This is a genomic window from Nocardia thraciensis (assembly GCF_054782435.1).
The window spans coordinates 116,293-131,851 of the sequence record NZ_BAAGSM010000050.1; the positions used below are offsets into that span (position 1 = coordinate 116,293).

The 15,559-nt window shown below is 69.1% G+C and carries 13 protein-coding genes; 9 read left to right on the forward strand and 4 right to left on the reverse strand.

Annotated features, from left to right (window positions below):
- Positions 1-118: 118 nt before the first annotated feature.
- The 3 genes from ACYVLQ_RS30280 (at position 119) to ACYVLQ_RS30290 (ending at position 4,304) form a co-directional block, all read left to right on the forward strand.
- Entirely contained in the window at positions 119-1,621 is a 1,503-nt protein-coding gene (locus ACYVLQ_RS30280; RefSeq protein WP_460700949.1) for a flavin-containing monooxygenase, read from the forward strand.
- 195 nt (positions 1,622-1,816) lie between these two features.
- The gene (locus ACYVLQ_RS30285; protein WP_460700950.1) at positions 1,817-3,070 is read left to right on the forward strand and encodes a cytochrome P450; all 1,254 of its coding nucleotides are present in this window, start codon (positions 1,817-1,819) and stop codon (positions 3,068-3,070) included.
- A gap of 10 nt (positions 3,071-3,080) precedes the next feature.
- A complete protein-coding gene (locus ACYVLQ_RS30290; RefSeq protein WP_460700951.1) occupies positions 3,081-4,304 on the forward strand; it encodes a cytochrome P450 family protein in 1,224 nt (407 codons plus the stop codon).
- Positions 4,305-4,313: 9 nt separating this feature from the next.
- Here ACYVLQ_RS30290 and ACYVLQ_RS30295 read toward each other — a convergent pair whose 3' ends face one another.
- Positions 4,314-5,003 carry a TetR/AcrR family transcriptional regulator gene (locus tag ACYVLQ_RS30295; RefSeq protein WP_460700952.1) on the reverse strand — a complete coding sequence of 230 codons (690 nt, stop codon included), beginning with the start codon at positions 5,001-5,003 and terminating at the stop codon, positions 4,314-4,316.
- 129 nt (positions 5,004-5,132) lie between these two features.
- On the opposite strand from ACYVLQ_RS30295, the gene ACYVLQ_RS30300 reads away from it, so the two are divergent.
- Positions 5,133-5,966 (forward strand): SDR family NAD(P)-dependent oxidoreductase, encoded by an 834-nt coding sequence (locus tag ACYVLQ_RS30300; RefSeq protein ID WP_460701029.1) that lies wholly within the window; start codon positions 5,133-5,135, stop codon positions 5,964-5,966.
- A gap of 79 nt (positions 5,967-6,045) precedes the next feature.
- Here the strand turns inward: ACYVLQ_RS30300 and ACYVLQ_RS30305 are convergent, their stop codons facing one another.
- The 3 genes from ACYVLQ_RS30305 to mptB are packed head-to-tail and all read right to left on the reverse strand — an operon-like array spanning position 6,046 to position 9,535.
- Positions 6,046-6,876 (reverse strand): ABC transporter permease, encoded by an 831-nt coding sequence (locus tag ACYVLQ_RS30305; protein WP_460700953.1) that lies wholly within the window; start codon positions 6,874-6,876, stop codon positions 6,046-6,048.
- A complete protein-coding gene (locus ACYVLQ_RS30310) occupies positions 6,873-7,802 on the reverse strand; it encodes an ABC transporter ATP-binding protein (RefSeq protein ID WP_460701030.1) in 930 nt (309 codons plus the stop codon). The genes ACYVLQ_RS30305 and ACYVLQ_RS30310 overlap by 4 nt, the downstream gene beginning before the upstream one ends.
- Positions 7,796-9,535 carry a polyprenol phosphomannose-dependent alpha 1,6 mannosyltransferase MptB gene (gene mptB / locus ACYVLQ_RS30315; RefSeq protein WP_460700954.1) on the reverse strand — a complete coding sequence of 580 codons (1,740 nt, stop codon included), beginning with the start codon at positions 9,533-9,535 and terminating at the stop codon, positions 7,796-7,798. The genes ACYVLQ_RS30310 and mptB overlap by 7 nt, the downstream gene beginning before the upstream one ends.
- Positions 9,536-9,910: 375 nt before the next feature.
- Here mptB and ACYVLQ_RS30320 point away from each other — a divergent pair, with 375 nt between their 5' ends.
- From ACYVLQ_RS30320 to ACYVLQ_RS30340, 5 genes are all read left to right on the forward strand, one after another.
- Positions 9,911-10,777 carry a helix-turn-helix transcriptional regulator gene (locus ACYVLQ_RS30320; protein ID WP_460700955.1) on the forward strand — a complete coding sequence of 289 codons (867 nt, stop codon included), beginning with the start codon at positions 9,911-9,913 and terminating at the stop codon, positions 10,775-10,777.
- Positions 10,774-12,210 (forward strand): Fe-S cluster assembly protein SufB, encoded by a 1,437-nt coding sequence (sufB, locus tag ACYVLQ_RS30325; RefSeq protein WP_460700956.1) that lies wholly within the window; start codon positions 10,774-10,776, stop codon positions 12,208-12,210. Before ACYVLQ_RS30320 ends, sufB begins: the two co-directional genes overlap by 4 nt.
- Positions 12,210-13,412, forward strand: a complete 1,203-nt coding sequence (sufD, locus tag ACYVLQ_RS30330) for a Fe-S cluster assembly protein SufD (RefSeq protein WP_460700957.1) — start codon at positions 12,210-12,212, stop codon at positions 13,410-13,412. The genes sufB and sufD overlap by 1 nt, the downstream gene beginning before the upstream one ends.
- Before the next feature lie 73 nt (positions 13,413-13,485).
- Positions 13,486-14,295 carry a Fe-S cluster assembly ATPase SufC gene (gene sufC, locus ACYVLQ_RS30335; RefSeq protein ID WP_460700958.1) on the forward strand — a complete coding sequence of 270 codons (810 nt, stop codon included), beginning with the start codon at positions 13,486-13,488 and terminating at the stop codon, positions 14,293-14,295.
- A 1-nt stretch (position 14,296) separates the two neighbouring features.
- Positions 14,297-15,559, forward strand: coding sequence for a cysteine desulfurase (locus tag ACYVLQ_RS30340; RefSeq protein ID WP_460700959.1), 1,263 nt, complete (start codon positions 14,297-14,299; stop codon positions 15,557-15,559).

The window sequence follows — 15,559 nt, forward strand, 5'->3', positions numbered from 1 at the left end:
CCGATGCGGAGAACATGCTCCGCATTCTCCGGCCCCGGGCCGATTCGGAAACGTATCCTTCGTGGATACGCTGGAGTAGATGCAGGTGCGGGATCCGTCCATCGAAGGATGCGTGGCCATGACCAGTACGTCCGAGCACGTCGACGTGCTCATCGTCGGCGCCGGACTGTCCGGGATCGGCGCCGCTCACCATCTGCAGCGGGCGTTTCCGCGGCGGACCTACACGATCCTGGAGGCGCGCGACGCCATCGGCGGCACCTGGGATCTGTTCCGGTATCCGGGCATCCGCTCGGATTCGGACATGTTCACCCTCGGATACCGGTTCCGTCCCTGGCTGGGCGACAAGGCGATCGCCGACGGCGAGTCGATCCTGACCTACGTCCGGGAGACGGCGGCCGAGGGCGGCATCGACCGGCACATCCGGTTCGGGCACCGCGTGCGGCGCGCCGACTGGTCGTCCGCGGAACAGCGGTGGACGGTCACCGCGCAGCGGTCGGACACCGGCGACACGGTCACGCTCACGGCGAACTTCCTGTTCTGCTGCTCCGGCTACTACCGCTACGACCAGGGCTATACACCGCGGTTCCCGGGCCTCGACCGGTTCGGCGGCACGGTCGTGCACCCGCAACAGTGGCCCGAGGATCTCGACGTGGACGGCAAGCGGGTCGTCCTCATCGGGTCGGGCGCCACCGCGGTGACGCTCGGCCCTGCCCTGACCAAGCTGGGTGCGCAGGTCAGCATGCTGCAGCGCTCGCCCAGCTATATCCTCTCCGCCCCGGCGCGCGACGACTTCGCCGAGCGCATGCGCAAGCTGCTGCCCGCCAAGGCCGCCTACTCGCTGGCCCGCGCCAAGAACATCGCCTTCAGCACCGCGATCTACCAACTGTCGCAACGCTATCCGGAACGCATGCGGAACTGGATCCGGGGCCTGCAGCAGCGCTGGCTGCCCGAGGGCTACGACATCGACACCCACTTCACTCCGAGCTACGACCCGTGGGACCAGCGCCTGTGCCTGGTGCCCAACGGCGATCTGTTCCGGGCCATCCGCAAGGGCCGTCTGGACATGGTGACCGATCGGATCGACACGTTCACCGAGACCGGCCTGCGCCTGGCGTCCGGCGCCGAGCTGGACGCCGACATCGTGGTCACCGCGACGGGTCTGGACCTGCTGATCTTCGGCGGCGTGCGGATGACGGTGGACGGGGCGGCGGTGGAGCTGCCGAAGACCATGGCCTACAAGGCGATGATGCTGTCTGACGTGCCGAACTTCGCCTATATCATCGGCTACACCAACGCCTCGTGGACACTGAAGGCGGACCTGGTGTGCGAGTACGTCGTTCGCCTGCTGCGGTACCTGGACGCGCACGGCTACGCCAGCGCCACCCCGGTCCGGGACCCGTCGATCGGCACGGCGGCGTTCATGGCCGGGTTCACCCCCGGCTATGTACTGCGCGCGGCCGACCGGCTCCCGGCGGCGGGGGACCGCAGGCCGTGGCGGCTGTATATGAACTACCTGCGCGACATCCCCACATTCCGGTTCGGCCGGATCGCGGACGGCACACTGAAATTCGCTCGGGCACCCCGGGCCGATCGGGTGCTCACCTCCTCCCGCAATCCATAGCAGCTCAACATATTTCGTGGTTAGCGGCCCTGTCGGATGCGAGTTCCGCAGGGCCGCTGGGCATTCCGCAGAGAATTCAGAACCCTGCTGCTAATCTGGGACGGCCGCCCGGTTCTTTCGGTGGCTAAGGATCTACTTCCCGGTCGACGATCGGCGAAGCCTGTTGTGCTGCAATGGTTGTGAGGTGAATTTCCTGTGTCGTCCGGCCCGCAGATAGTCACGACCGGATTCTGTCCGGTCCAGGGGTCTCCCATCGATTCCGACGGTCCCCGCACCCTGCTGGACACACCGGAATTCGCCGCCGACCCGCACGGCTTCTACCGATCCATGCGCAAGCAGTTCGGCTCGATGGCGCCCATCGAGCTGGCGCCGGGCGTCCCGGCCACACTGGTGGTCGGCTACCGCACCGCGCTGCGCATCCTCAACGATCCGGAGCACTTCCCCGCCGATCCGCGCAGCTGGCAGGACACGGTCCCGGAGGACTGCCCGGTGCGGCCGATGATGCAGTGGTACCCCAACGCCCTGCGCAACTCCGGGTCCACGCACGCGCGCTACCGGCAGGCCTACGTGTCGGCGATCGACGGCATCGACCTGCACGCGCTGCACGCGACGGTGGAGTCGATCGCGGTCCCGCTGATCAACACCTTCTGCGAGTCCGGTTCGGCGGATCTGTTGACGCAGTACGCGTTTCCGCTGGTGTTCGAGTCGCTGAACCGGATGGTCGGCTGCTCGGCCGATATAGGGCAGCGGGTCGCCAATGGCATGGCCGCGCTGTTCGACACGGTGAACGCGGCCTGGGGCATGCAGCACCTGTCCGAGGCGCTGATGGAGCTGATCGCGATGCGGCGCGCCGAACCCGGCGACGACGTCACCTCGCGCCTGGCCCACCACTCCGCCGAGCTCACCGACGAGGAGATGCTCTACCAGCTGATCAGCTTCTACGGCGCGGGCATCGAGCCGATGCAGAACCTGATCAGCAACACCCTGCTGCTGATGCTGACCGACGACCGGTTCGGCGGCGGCATGCTCGGCGGCAGCATGTCCACCCGCGACGCGCTGGACGAGGTGCTGTATACCGACCCGCCGATGGCCAACTTCTCCATCACCTATCCGCGCCAGCCCATCCTGATCGACAACGTCTGGCTACCCGCGCACCAGCCCGTCGTGATCAGCCTGGCCGGGTGCAACAACGATCCCGCGATCGCGGGCGGCGACCGCACGGGCAACCGTTCCCACCTGGCGTGGAGCGCCGGTCCGCACGCGTGCCCGGCCCGGTCGGTGGCGTACCTGGTCGCCCAGGACGCGATCGATCAGCTGCTCGACGCCCTGCCCGAACTGCGGTTGGCCGGATCCAAGAGCGATATCACCTGGCGGCCCGGCCCGTTCCACCGGGCGATGGCCGCGCTGCCGGTGACCTTCCCGGCCTCCCCTCCGTTGCATCTGGCGTAAGGAGCATCCGATGGCGCATGATCCGATTGTTCTGGACCTGACGGGAGCCGACATCCAGGGCGAGTCGGCCCGGATCCGCGAGCAGGGGCCGGTGGCCCAGGTGATCCTGCCCGGCGGCGTGCCCGCCTGGTCGGCCACCGATCAGGCGGTGCTGCGGAGCCTGCTGACCGATCCCCGGGTCTCCAAGGATCCGCGTCAACACTGGGCGGCGTTCATCAACGGCGAGATCACCGAGGCGTGGCCGCTGCTGCCGTGGGTGGCGGTGGACAACATGTTCACGGCCTACGGTCCCGAGCACCGGCGGCTGCGAAAGCTGGTGTCCCCGGCCTTCACCCACCGCCGGACCACGGCGCTGCGTCCCCGGATCGAGGAGATCACCGCGAGCCTGCTCGACGACCTGGCGGCCGCGCCGGCCGGTGCGCCGGTGGACCTGCGCGCCGGATACGCGTACCCGGTGCCGATCCGCACGATCACCGAATTGATGGGCGTGCCGGAGCACCTCGGCCCGCCGATGCACAAGTGCGTGGACGGATTCTTCGACACCTCGTTCACGCCCGAGCAGGCGCAGGCCAACTACGTCGAGATGTTCGGTCTGGTCAGCGAATTGGTGGCCTACCGCCGCGAACGGCCCGGCGACGACATCACCAGCGTCCTGATCACCACCAAGGACGACGACGGGTCGAGGCTGACCGAGAAGGAGATGGTCGACACCCTGATGCTGGTGATCAACGCCGGGCACGAGACCACGGTCAACCTGCTCGACCAGGCGATATTCGCGCTGCTGACGCATCCGGAACAGCGCGCCGACGTGGTGTCCGGCAAGGCGCCGTGGTCGGATCTGGTGGAGGAGACGCTGCGCTACCAGGCGCCGGTCGCGCATCTGCCGCTGCGCTACGCGGTCGAGGACATCGACGTCGGGGGCGGCCACCGCATTCCGAAGGGCGACGCCATCCTCGCGTCCTACGCCGGCGCCAGCCGGGACCCGAAGGTGCACGGCGACACCACCGATCGCTTCGACGTGCATCGCGCGACCAAGGACCAGCACGTGGCCTTCGGCTACGGCGCGCACCACTGCCTCGGCGCGCCGCTCGCGCGACTGGAGGCGACTGTCGCGCTCCCGGCGCTGTTCGAGCGGTTCCCGAACGTCCGATTCGCCACGGAGCCTTCGGAACTGGCGCCGGTGGCCAGCTTCATCTCCAACGGCCACGCGTCGCTTCCGGTGTATCTGGACTAGCGGGGAGTTCTACTCGAAGATTCCCGGCAGTTCCAGGGCCTGCCGGACGTCGTCGCGGCGGCCCAGGGTGACCACGACGCTGCGGATCATGGTCAGCCGCGCCGCGGCCACCTCCCCGGGCGCCGGTTCCCCGCCGGGACCGGCCGCGGCCGAGACCCGGTACACGACGAACTCGCACACCTGCAGGGCCGTGTCGAGGTCCAGCGGGCTGGGCAGCGGGCGCTCGAGCGCGCCGAACTTCGCGCGGACCAGGGCGCGAATATCGTCGAAGGCCTTCTCCCGGTAGGTCGACACGGGCGAGGTCGGATCGTGCAGCTCGGCGAAAACCGGCCGCAGCATCGGGCCGTGCCCGCGCGCCCAGTCCAGATACGCGTCGATGATCCCGATGCCGAGCTGGACCGGCTCGTCGGAGCGTTCCAGCGCGGCGCGGATACCGCCGACCAGACCCTCGTTGGAGGCGGTCAGCACCACGTGCAGCGGCGCCTCGGCATTGGCGAAATAGCGGTAGAAGGTGGGCCGGGAGATGCCCGCCCGCTCCAGGATGCGCGCGACGCTCAGGCCGCGCGAGCCGTGCTCGGTGAACACCGCGGCGGTCGCTACCACGATGCGCGCCCGCGCCTCGTCGGCCTGTTCCCGGGTCTGCGGCGGCCGCCCGCGGCGGGCGCCGCTGTGAGATGCGGCCACGGTGTCACGCGGCACTTGTGACTCCTCCCTGCTCGACGGTGCCGGTCTCGACAGCACGCGCGTGGATCATATTAATCTAACATCAGTGTTAAGCTAACACTGATGTTCAAATAATTCATGGGACGCGTCATGACAGGGGTAGTGATGGGTATGGACACGGTAGCCGGGAAGCAGGTGCTGATCACCGGCGCCGCGATGGGGCTGGGCAAGTCCTTCGCCGAACGGGCGGTGCGGGAGCGGGCCGCCGATGTGGTGCTGTGGGACGTCAACGAGACGGCGCTGAAGGAAACCGCCGAGGAACTCGCGGCACTGGGCGGCAGCCGGGTGCACCGCCATGTGGTGGACGTGTCGGACTCGGCGGCCATCGCCGAAACCGCGGCGACGGTGCGCGAGGAGATCGGCGATATCGACGTGCTCGTCAACAACGCGGGGATCGTCCGCGGCAACGGCTACTTCTGGGAGACCGGAAACCGTTCCGACATCGACAAGACGGTGGCGATCAATTCCCTCGCGCCCATGTACATCACGCTGGAGTTCCTGCCCGCGATGGTGTCGCGGAAGACGCCGGCCCGGGTGCTGACCATCGCCTCCTCGGCCGCGCTGGTGGCCAATCCGCGCATGAGCGTCTACGCCGGATCCAAGTGGGCGACGCTGGGCTGGTCGGATTCGGTGCGCCTGGAACTCGAGCAGTCCGGCAACGACCACGTCAAGGTCACGACCTTCTGCCCGACCTACATCAACACCGGAATGTTCGACGGCGCCAAGGGTTTCTGGTTCACCCCGATCATCGAACAGGATGCCGCCGTCGATACCGCGTGGACGGAGATGAAGAGGGGTTCGCCGCTGGTCGTCATGCCCTGGACCTCCCGGTTCAACCGCGCCATCTCCGGCCTGCTGCCGCTGAAGGTGCGCGACTTCTACCTGAACGCGGTCGGTGTGTACCACTCCATGGACGAATTCACCGGGCGCAAGGGGTAGTTCGCGGCACGCGAGGCCGGGGCCCAGGACGCCGCCACCCGCCCGGGCACGTTCATCGGCCCGCTGCGGGCGTCCTGACCTACTCGAAGCGGAACCAGCGCACGGCCAGCGCGCCGGTGACGACGCCCCACACCGCCAGGACGATCAGCCCGTACCAGTCGACGCTGAGGTGCATGGCCTGTTCGAGGGCCTCGGCGAGGGCGCCGGAGGGGATGAGCCGAGCGAGGATGCTCAGCCAGCCCGGGATGTCGTCGGCGGCGAACACCAAGCTGGAGGTGCCCAGCATGACGAACCACAGGATATTGCCGAGGGCGAGCACGATCTCGGCCTTCAGCGTGCCGCCGAGCAGCAGGCCCATGGCGGCGAAAGTGGCTGTGCCCAGGGCGATCACGAGCGCGCCGAAGGCCAGCCCGCCGAGTGAGGGCCGCCAGCCCAGCGCAAATCCGATGGCGCCCAGCAGGATCGACTGCATGACGACCACGATCAGCACCGCGGCGCACTTCCCGCCCACGATGCCCCAGCGCGGTAACGCGGTGGCGCCCAGGCGTTTCAACGCGCCGTAGCGCCGATCGAACCCGACCGCGATGGCCTGCCCGGTGAACGCGGTGGACATGATCGCCACCATCATCACCGCCGGAACGACCCGGTTCACCCGATCGTCGCCGAGGCTGCCCAGCGGCAGCAGCGTCAATCCGATCAGCAGCGTGAGCGGGATGAACATGGTCAGCAACAGCTGTTCCCCGTTGCGCAGCAGCAGGACCAGCTCCATCCGCGTCTGCGCGGCCAGCATCGGGGCGCGGGGCGCGGGGCGCGGGGCCGGGGAAAACGTGCCCGCCGGAAACCGGTCAGCGGCCTCGGTCGTCACTACGGTCCTCCGATCGTGCGGTGGGCGCCTGCGCGAGTGGCTCATCCGCGTAGCTCGCGGCCGGTGAGTTCGAGGAAGACGTCCTCGAGGCGGCGCTGATCGATGCGGATGTCGGTGGGGAGCACGTCGATCCGTGCGCACCAGGCCGTGACGGTGGCCAGCACCTGCGGGGTGATGTCGCCGCGCAGCAGGTAGGAGCCGGGGGAGGTCTCGCAGGGGGAGAAGCCTTCCGGCAGTGCGTCCCGCAGCAGGCCGAGCCGGAGTTTCGGCGGGGCCGTGAAACGCAGCTGCCCCTCGGCGCCGGTGGAGGTGACCTCGGCGGGCGTTCCGGCGGCCACGATACGCCCGTGGTCGATGATGATCAGGCGGTCGGCGAGCTGCTCGGCCTCGTCCATCATATGCGTGGTCAGCAGTACGCCGACGCCGTCGCGGCGCAGCGCGTCGATCAGCTCCCACACCAGATGCCGTGCCTGGGCGTCCATGCCGGCGGTCGGCTCATCGAGGAACACCATCTCCGGGCGCCCCACGAGCGCGCATGCCAGCGCGAGGCGCTGCTGCTGCCCGCCGGACAGCCGCCGGTACGGGGTGCGGCGCGCGTCCTGCAGGCCGAGGGTGTTCAGCAGCCAGTCGGGATCGAGCGGCTCGGCCGAGTACGAGGCGACCAGATCGAGCATCTCGCCCGCCCGCGACCCCGGATAGGCGCCGCCGCCCTGCAGCATGACGCCGATGCGCGGCCGCAGCCGATCCGACTCGGCGATCGGATCGAGGCCCAGTACCCGCACCGAACCCGCATCGGGGACGATGAAGCCCTCGCACATCTCGACGGTGGTGGTCTTCCCCGCGCCGTTGGGGCCGAGCAGGGCCAGCACCTCCGCCCGCCGCACCTCGAACCCGATCCCGTCCACGGCGGTGGTGTCGCCGAAGCGTTTCACGACGCCGTCCAGCTGAACGGCAGTTTGCGACGTCACGATGAGACACCGTAAGCGGCGGGCGGCTGTGACCGAGCAGACACCCCCGCCGGGTTCCGCCAGGGCAGCACGTTCCGGGTGAGCACGATGAATCCCACGGCCACGATCACGACCGCGACCGCGGCCTCGATGATCTGGAAGACGCCGAAGTCCGCGCCGCGCGGCATCAGCATCACGCTCACCACCGCCGAGAACACCACGGCCGGAACGCGGAAGGCCGAGGTGGTCGCCCAGGCGGCCAGCGGCACGATCGCCCACAGCAGATACCACGGCTGCACCACCGGGAACAGCAGCACGATCGCCGCCAGCGAAACACCCAGGGCCCCAACGGAATGCAGCCGCCCGATCCAGGTCGCCACCAGCATGCGCAGGGTGATGAACCCCGCCACCGCCGCCGCGATCGGCCGGGTGATGCTGAGCAGGGCGGTGGTGTGATCGCCCAGGCCGAGCAGCACGCCGCCGAATCCGGTGACGATGCCCAGCGCCGTCGGCAGCGACATCCAGCTGCGGACCGCGTTGGCGGTGCCGAGGGTGTGGGTCCAGCCGAACCCGAGCCCGCTGGCGTAGGCCACGAAGACGGTTGTCACGACGGCGATGACGCCCAGCACGAGCGCGGCGCCGATGATCGGCCGCAGCCCGCGCCCCCAGCGCCGGGCCAGCGCCATGCCCACGAATCCGAGCGCGATGATCGAGGTGAACTTGACCGTCGACGACAGCGCGATCACGACGGCGCCGAAGATCAGCAGCGTCCATGCCCGCCGGTCGAACCGCGTCGTGATGCCCAGCCATCGCAGGAGCCGGGTGGGCCCGATGTCGATCGAGGCCCGGCTCCCGCGCGAGATCGCCCGCAGGCAGAATTCCATGCCCGCGAGCATCAGGCCGAGCATCAGGCCGTCGTTGTGCACGCCGCCCACGAGATGGAACAGCACCAGCGGATTGGCGGCTCCGAGCCACAGCGCGCTCACCGGCGCCACGCCGCACCGCCGCGACAGCCGCGGCAGCGCCCACACGATGAGCGCGACGCCCGCCAGCGCCAGCAGGCGGTGCGCCCAGACGCCGACGATGATGTTGTCGCCGGTCAGATGCGCTATGCCGCGCCCGATCCACAGGAACAGGGGGCCGTACGGGGCCGGGGTATCGCGCCAGATGTTGGGGACGTTGTAGGTGAGGACGTTGTGCAGCCCGAGCCCGGTCGCCGGGCCCACCTCGTACGGGTCGAGCCCGCGCGCGGCGATCTCGCTCTGCGCCAGATACGAGTACACGTCGTTGGAGAACAGCGGCGGCGCCACCGACAGCGGGAGGATCCACAGCAGCAGCGTCCGGTCCAGCTGCGAGCGGCTGAGCCGGTGCCGCGGCGAGCGGCCCAGCCCGCCGACCGCGAACCGCCCGAGCAGCAGCCAGGCCAGCACCACCAGCACCGTGCCGATCATGCACAGCGCCAGCGACGAGGTCTGCCAGCGGGCGAACACCCCGATCACCCGCACGCCCGACACCGGGTTCTGCACCACCGGCTGCGCGGCCACCCCGAGCGCGCTGATCGCCATCAGCACCGATCCGGTGGCGCCCAGCAGCCGAATCCGCTTGAACTGCACCGTTTCCCGCGGATCGAGTCCGGGCACCTCGGTCTCGACGGTGTGCAGCACCGCGATGGTGTGGTCGGCGGCCGGGACGTCCAGGCCCAGGGCCCGGCGCCCCAGCTCGATGATCCTGCGCCGCGCGTCCTCCAATGCCACCACGAGCACTGAGCCTAGTTCGCGGGCGCGCCGACGCGGGACGCCTCCCCGGTGGTGGCGCCGATTGCTTGCCGGCGGCCGTTTCGTTATCAAACCTCGTTATGCGCCGTGAACTGTGGGGTTTGTCGCAGTCGGCGCGATCGCGGCGGAGGGCCGGGGCCCGGCGAATACCGGGGCAAACATCGATCGCGGCGGCTCGGGGCCGGAATGTCCTGCGGCGGAGGGTCGTTCACGGCGTCGGCCGCCCTGCTCGGGGGCCGGGCGATCGGCCCGCCGCACACCGGCAATCGCCAGGTGACGGCGCGATCGGCATTCGCGGCAGGTCAACTCAGGTGACCCTTACTAGAATGCGGGAAGGAATTCCGTCACACTGATGTTGTGAAAACCGTGGGTTTGCGGACGGAAGCAGGCACCGGGCGCCGCAAGGGCGCCCGGAACACTGCCGTGCCCGCGGCGCCCGCGGGTGACGGGCACACCCGGGAGGCCGTCGTCCAGCTGCTGTTGGAGGAGGGTCCGATCACCGCGACCGCCATCGGCAAGCGGCTGGGACTGAGCCCGGCCGGAGTGCGGCGGCACCTGGACGCGCTGATCGAATCCGGGGAGGCCCGCGCGACCCGCTCGGCGCCGTGGCAGCAGCAGGGCCGCGGCCGTCCCGCCAAGCAGTATCAGCTCACCGCCGCGGGCCGGGGCCGCCTGGGTCACGCCTACGACGATCTCGCCGGTGCGGCCATGCGCCAGCTGCGCGAGCTCGGCGGGGATTCCGCGATCGCCGCCTTCGCCCGCCAGCGGGTCGGCACGATCGTCGCGGGAATCGACAGACTGGCCCGGCACACGCCGGAATCCACCGCCGCGAAGGCCGAGGAGATCGCCGAGGCGTTCACCGAGGCGGGCTTCGCGGCATCCACCCGGAAGGTCGGTGCGGGCGTGCAGATCTGCCAGCACCACTGCCCGGTGGCCCACGTGGCCGAGGAGTTCCCGGAACTGTGCGCCGCCGAGCTGGAGGCGTTCCGCGAGCTGCTGGGCACCCATGTGCAGCGGCTGGCGACCATCGCCAACGGCGACTGCGCCTGCACCACGCACGTGCCGCTGTTCGTCCTGCCCAATGATCCCGGCGAAAAGCATGCCGGGAATGTGGCCGGGCATGCCGGGAATGTGGCCGGGAAGACAAATTCAACGAACGCCCCTCGAACCGTTGCACAGCCCGCAACGGCGAATACGAACGACTCCGGAAGGAGTGCCGAATGACGACCACCGCCGACCAGGTGCAGCCGCTGACCCAGGAGGAGACCATCGCGTCCCTGGGCAAGTACGGTTACGGCTGGGCCGACTCGGATGTCGCGGGCGCCAGCGCCCGGCGCGGCCTGTCCGAGGACGTCGTGCGCGACATCTCGGCCAAGAAGAACGAGCCCGACTGGATGCTCGACACCCGCCTGAAGGCGCTGCGCATCTTCGACCGCAAGCCGATGCCGGGCTGGGGTTCCAACCTCGACGGTATCGACTTCGACAACATCAAGTACTTCGTGCGCTCGACCGAGAAGCAGGCCGCCACCTGGGACGACCTGCCGGAGGACATCAAGAGCACCTACGACAAGCTGGGCATCCCGGAGGCGGAGAAGCAGCGGCTGGTCTCGGGCGTCGCCGCGCAGTACGAGAGCGAGGTCGTCTACCACCAGATCCGCGAGGATCTGGAGGCCCAGGGCGTCATCTTCCTCGACACCGATACGGCGCTGCGTGAGCACCCGGAGATCTTCCAGCAGTACTTCGGCACGGTGATCCCGGCGGGCGACAACAAGTTCTCCGCGCTGAACACCGCGGTGTGGTCGGGCGGTTCGTTCATCTACGTCCCGCCGGGCGTGCACGTCGACATCCCGCTGCAGGCCTACTTCCGGATCAACACCGAGAACATGGGCCAGTTCGAGCGCACGCTGATCATCGTCGACGAGGGCGCCTATGTGCACTACGTCGAGGGGTGCACCGCGCCGATCTACAAGTCCGACTCGCTGCACTCCGCGGTCGTGGAGATCATCGTGAAGAAGGGCGGCCGCTGCCGCTACACCACCATCCAGAACTGGTCGAACAACGTCTACAACCTGGTCACCAAGCGGGCCAAGGCGGAGGCGGGCGCGACCATGGAGTGGGTCGACGGCAATATCGGCTCCAAGGTCACCATGAAGTACCCGGCGGTCTGGATGACCGGCGAGCACGCCAAGGGCGAGGTGCTGTCGGTGGCGTTCGCCGGGGTCGGCCAGCACCAGGACACCGGTGCGAAGATGCTGCACCTGGCGCCGCACACCTCCTCGACCATCATCAGCAAGTCGGTGGCGCGCGGCGGCGGCCGGGCCTCCTACCGCGGCCTGGTCCAGGTCAACAAGGGCGCGCACGGCTCCCGATCGACCGTGAAATGCGATGCGCTGCTGGTGGATACGATCAGCCGCTCCGACACCTACCCGTACGTCGACATCCGCGAGGACGACGTGACCATGGGCCACGAGGCCACGGTCTCCAAGGTGTCGGAGGATCAGCTGTTCTACCTGATGAGCCGCGGCCTGACCGAGGACGAGGCGATGGCGATGGTGGTGCGCGGCTTCGTCGAGCCGATCGCTAAGGAACTCCCGATGGAGTACGCGCTGGAGCTGAACCGCCTGATCGAACTGCAGATGGAAGGAGCCGTCGGCTGATGCCGGTCGAGAATGTCGCCCCCTCGGCGGAGCCGAATGTCGTGGCAGCCGGGGAAGCGAAATCCCCGGCGCTCAACAAGGGCGAGGTGTTCACGTCGTTCGACGTGAACGCCTTCGAGGTGCCCTCGGCCAAGGACGAGGCCTGGCGGTTCACCCCGCTGCGCCGGTTGCGCGGGCTGCACGACGGCGGCGCGGTGCGCGACGGCGAGACGACCGTCGAGGTCACGCCCGCCGCCGGGGTGACCGTGGAGACGGTGGACCGCGCCGACTCCCGGCTCGGTGCGGGCGGTGTGCCCGCCGATCGCGTTGCCGCCCAGGCCTATTCCGGTTTCGAGCGGGCGACCGTCGTGACGGTCGGCGCGGAGGCCGAGGTGGCCGAGCCGATCACGGTCACCGTCACCGGCCCGGGTGCGGGCAAGACGGCCTACGGTCACCTTCAGGTGCGCCTCGGCAACTTCGCCGTCGCCACCGTCGTCATCGACCAGCGCGGCAGCGGAACCTACGCGGAGAACGTGGAATTCGTGCTCGGCGACAGCGCCAAGCTGACGGTCGTCGCGGTGCAGGACTGGGCCGACGACGTGGTGCACGCCACCGCCCACCACGCCAAGCTCGGCCGCGATGCCACGCTGCGGCACACCAACGTCACCCTGGGCGGCGATCTGGTGCGCCTGACCGCGACCGTGCGCTACGACGGCCCGGGCGGCGACGCCGAACTGCTCGGCCTGTATTTCGCCGACGACGGCCAGCACTTCGAGCAGCGGCTGCTGGTCGACCACGCCGTGCCGAACTGCAAGTCGAACGTGCTGTACAAGGGTGCGCTGCAGGGCGATCCGCGGTCGTCGAAGGGTGACGCCCGCACGGTGTGGGTGGGCGACGTGCTGATCCGCGCGGCGGCCGAGGGCACCGACACCTTCGAGGTGAACCGCAACCTGGTGCTCACCGACGGCGCCCGCGCCGACTCGGTGCCGAACCTGGAGATCGAGACCGGCGAGATCGTGGGCGCCGGACACGCCTCGGCCACCGGGCGCTTCGACGACGAGCAGCTGTTCTACCTGCGTGCCCGCGGTATCCCGGAGGAGGCCGCGCGGCGCTTGGTCGTGCGCGGATTCTTCCACGAGATCATCCAGAAGATCGCGGTTCCCGAGGTCCGGGAGCGGCTCGAGGCGGCCGTCGAGGCCGAACTCGCCGCCGTCGGCGCCTAGCCCTGTTCGTCGTCCCGGGTCGCCGCCCCGCCATCCCGGCGAACGCCGGGACCAGACTCAGACAAGGAATTACATGACCACCCTCGAAATCAAGGATCTGCACGTCGAGATCACCACGCCCGAAGAGGAGACCAAGGAGATCCTCAAGGGCGTGAACCTGACCGTGAAATCCGGTGAGACGCACGCCATCATGGGCCCCAACGGCTCCGGCAAGTCGACGCTGTCCTACGCCATCGCCGGGCATCCGAAGTACACGGTGACCCAGGGCTCGATCACCCTGGACGGCGAGGACGTGCTGGAGATGTCGGTCGACGAGCGCGCCCGCGCGGGCTTGTTCCTGGCCATGCAGTACCCGGTCGAGGTCCCGGGCGTCTCGATGTCGAACTTCCTGCGCACCGCCGCCACCGCGGTCCGGGGTGAGGCCCCGAAGCTGCGGCACTGGGTCAAGGAGGTCAAGCAGTCGATGTCCGAGCTGGAGATCGACCCGGCCTTCGCCGACCGCTCGGTCAACGAGGGCTTCTCCGGCGGTGAGAAGAAGCGCCACGAGATCCTGCAGCTGGGTCTGCTCAAGCCGAAGATCGCCATCCTCGACGAGACCGACTCGGGTCTGGACGTGGACGCGCTGCGCATCGTCTCCGAAGGCGTCAACGCCTACTCCGAGCGCGAGAACGGCGGCGTCCTGCTGATCACCCACTACACCCGCATCCTGCGTTACATCCAGCCGCAGTTCGTGCACGTGTTCGTGGGCGGCCGCATCGTCGCCGAGGGCGGGCCCGAACTCGCCGAGGAACTCGACGCGAACGGCTACGTGCGCTTCACTCAGGGCTCACCCACCCCGTCGGCTCCGCCGACCGTCCCCCATGCCGCTACCGCTGGAGCCTGATATGACCGCTACGGTGTCCACATCGCACACCCTCGACGTGGCCCGCGTGCGGGCCGATTTCCCGATCCTGAACCGCACGGTCCGGGACGGAAAACCGTTGGTGTATCTGGACTCCGGCGCGACCTCGCAGCGCCCCCTGTCGGTGCTCGACGCGGAACGCGACTTCCTGACGACCCACAACTCGGCGGTGCACCGCGGTGCGCACCAGCTGTCGGAGGAGGCGACCGACGCCTACGAGGCGGCGCGCGCCGATGTCGGCCGCTTCGTCGGCGTGGACGCGGACGAGATCGTGTTCACCAAGAACGCGACCGAATCGCTGAACCTGGTGACCTTCTCCTTCGCCGACGACCGGTTCCCCTACCACGTCGGCCCGGGCGACGAGATCGTGATCACCGAGCTGGAGCATCACGCGAATCTCGTTCCGTGGCAGGAACTCGCGCGCCGCACCGGTGCGACGCTGAAGTGGTACGGCATCACCGACGACGGCCGCATCGACCTCGATTCGCTCGAACTGTCGCGCGCCACTAAGGTCGTCGCGTTCACCCACCAGTCCAACGTGACCGGTGCGATCACCGATGTCGCCGGAATGGTCCGCCGCGCAAAGGAAGTCGGCGCGCTCACGGTGCTCGACGCCTGCCAGTCGGTGCCGCACATGCCGGTGGACTTCCGCGAACTCGGCGTCGATTTCGCCGCGTTCTCCGGGCACAAGATGTTCGGCCCCTCGGGCGTCGGCGTGCTCTACGGCCGCCGCGCGCTGCTGGCGGAGACCCCGCCGTTTATCACCGGCGGGTCCATGATCGAGACGGTCACCATGGAGGGCACCACCTACGCTCCGCCGCCGCAGCGGTTCGAGGCCGGTGTGCCGATGACCTCGCAGGTGATCGGGCTGGCCGCGGCGGTGCGGTACCTGGAGGGGCTGGGCATGGAAGCCGTTGCGGCGCACGAGCACGCGCTCGTGGGCGCGGCGCTGGCGGGTCTGGGCGCCATCGACGGCGTACGGATCGTCGGCCCGGTCGAGAACGTCGGCCGCGGCGGCGCGGTGTCGTTCGTGGTCGACGGCATCCACGCGCACGACGTCGGCCAGATCCTGGACGACGAGGGCGTCGCGATCCGCGTCGGCCACCACTGCGCGTGGCCGCTGATGCGCCGCCTCGGCATTCCGGCCACCGCGCGGGCCACGTTCGCGGCCTACAACACCCTCGACGAGGTGGCCGCGCTGGTCGCCGCCGTGCGGAAGGCTCAGCAGTTCTTTGGAGTTGCATAA

What these genes read in the sequence shown, in the direction of transcription:
- sufC (WP_460700958.1), top strand. Translation starts at nt 13,486, where the DNA reads ATGACCACCCTCGAAATCAAGGATCTGCACGTCGAGATCACCACGCCC.
- ACYVLQ_RS30290 (WP_460700951.1), top strand. Translation starts at nt 3,081, where the DNA reads ATGGCGCATGATCCGATTGTTCTGGACCTGACGGGAGCCGACATCCAG.
- sufB (WP_460700956.1), top strand. Translation starts at nt 10,774, where the DNA reads ATGACGACCACCGCCGACCAGGTGCAGCCGCTGACCCAGGAGGAGACC.
- sufD (WP_460700957.1), top strand. Translation starts at nt 12,210, where the DNA reads ATGCCGGTCGAGAATGTCGCCCCCTCGGCGGAGCCGAATGTCGTGGCA.
- ACYVLQ_RS30340 (WP_460700959.1), top strand. Translation starts at nt 14,297, where the DNA reads ATGACCGCTACGGTGTCCACATCGCACACCCTCGACGTGGCCCGCGTG.
- ACYVLQ_RS30300 (WP_460701029.1), top strand. Translation starts at nt 5,133, where the DNA reads ATGGGTATGGACACGGTAGCCGGGAAGCAGGTGCTGATCACCGGCGCC.
- ACYVLQ_RS30280 (WP_460700949.1), top strand. Translation starts at nt 119, where the DNA reads ATGACCAGTACGTCCGAGCACGTCGACGTGCTCATCGTCGGCGCCGGA.
- ACYVLQ_RS30305 (WP_460700953.1), bottom strand. Translation starts at nt 6,876, where the DNA reads ATGAGCCACTCGCGCAGGCGCCCACCGCACGATCGGAGGACCGTAGTG.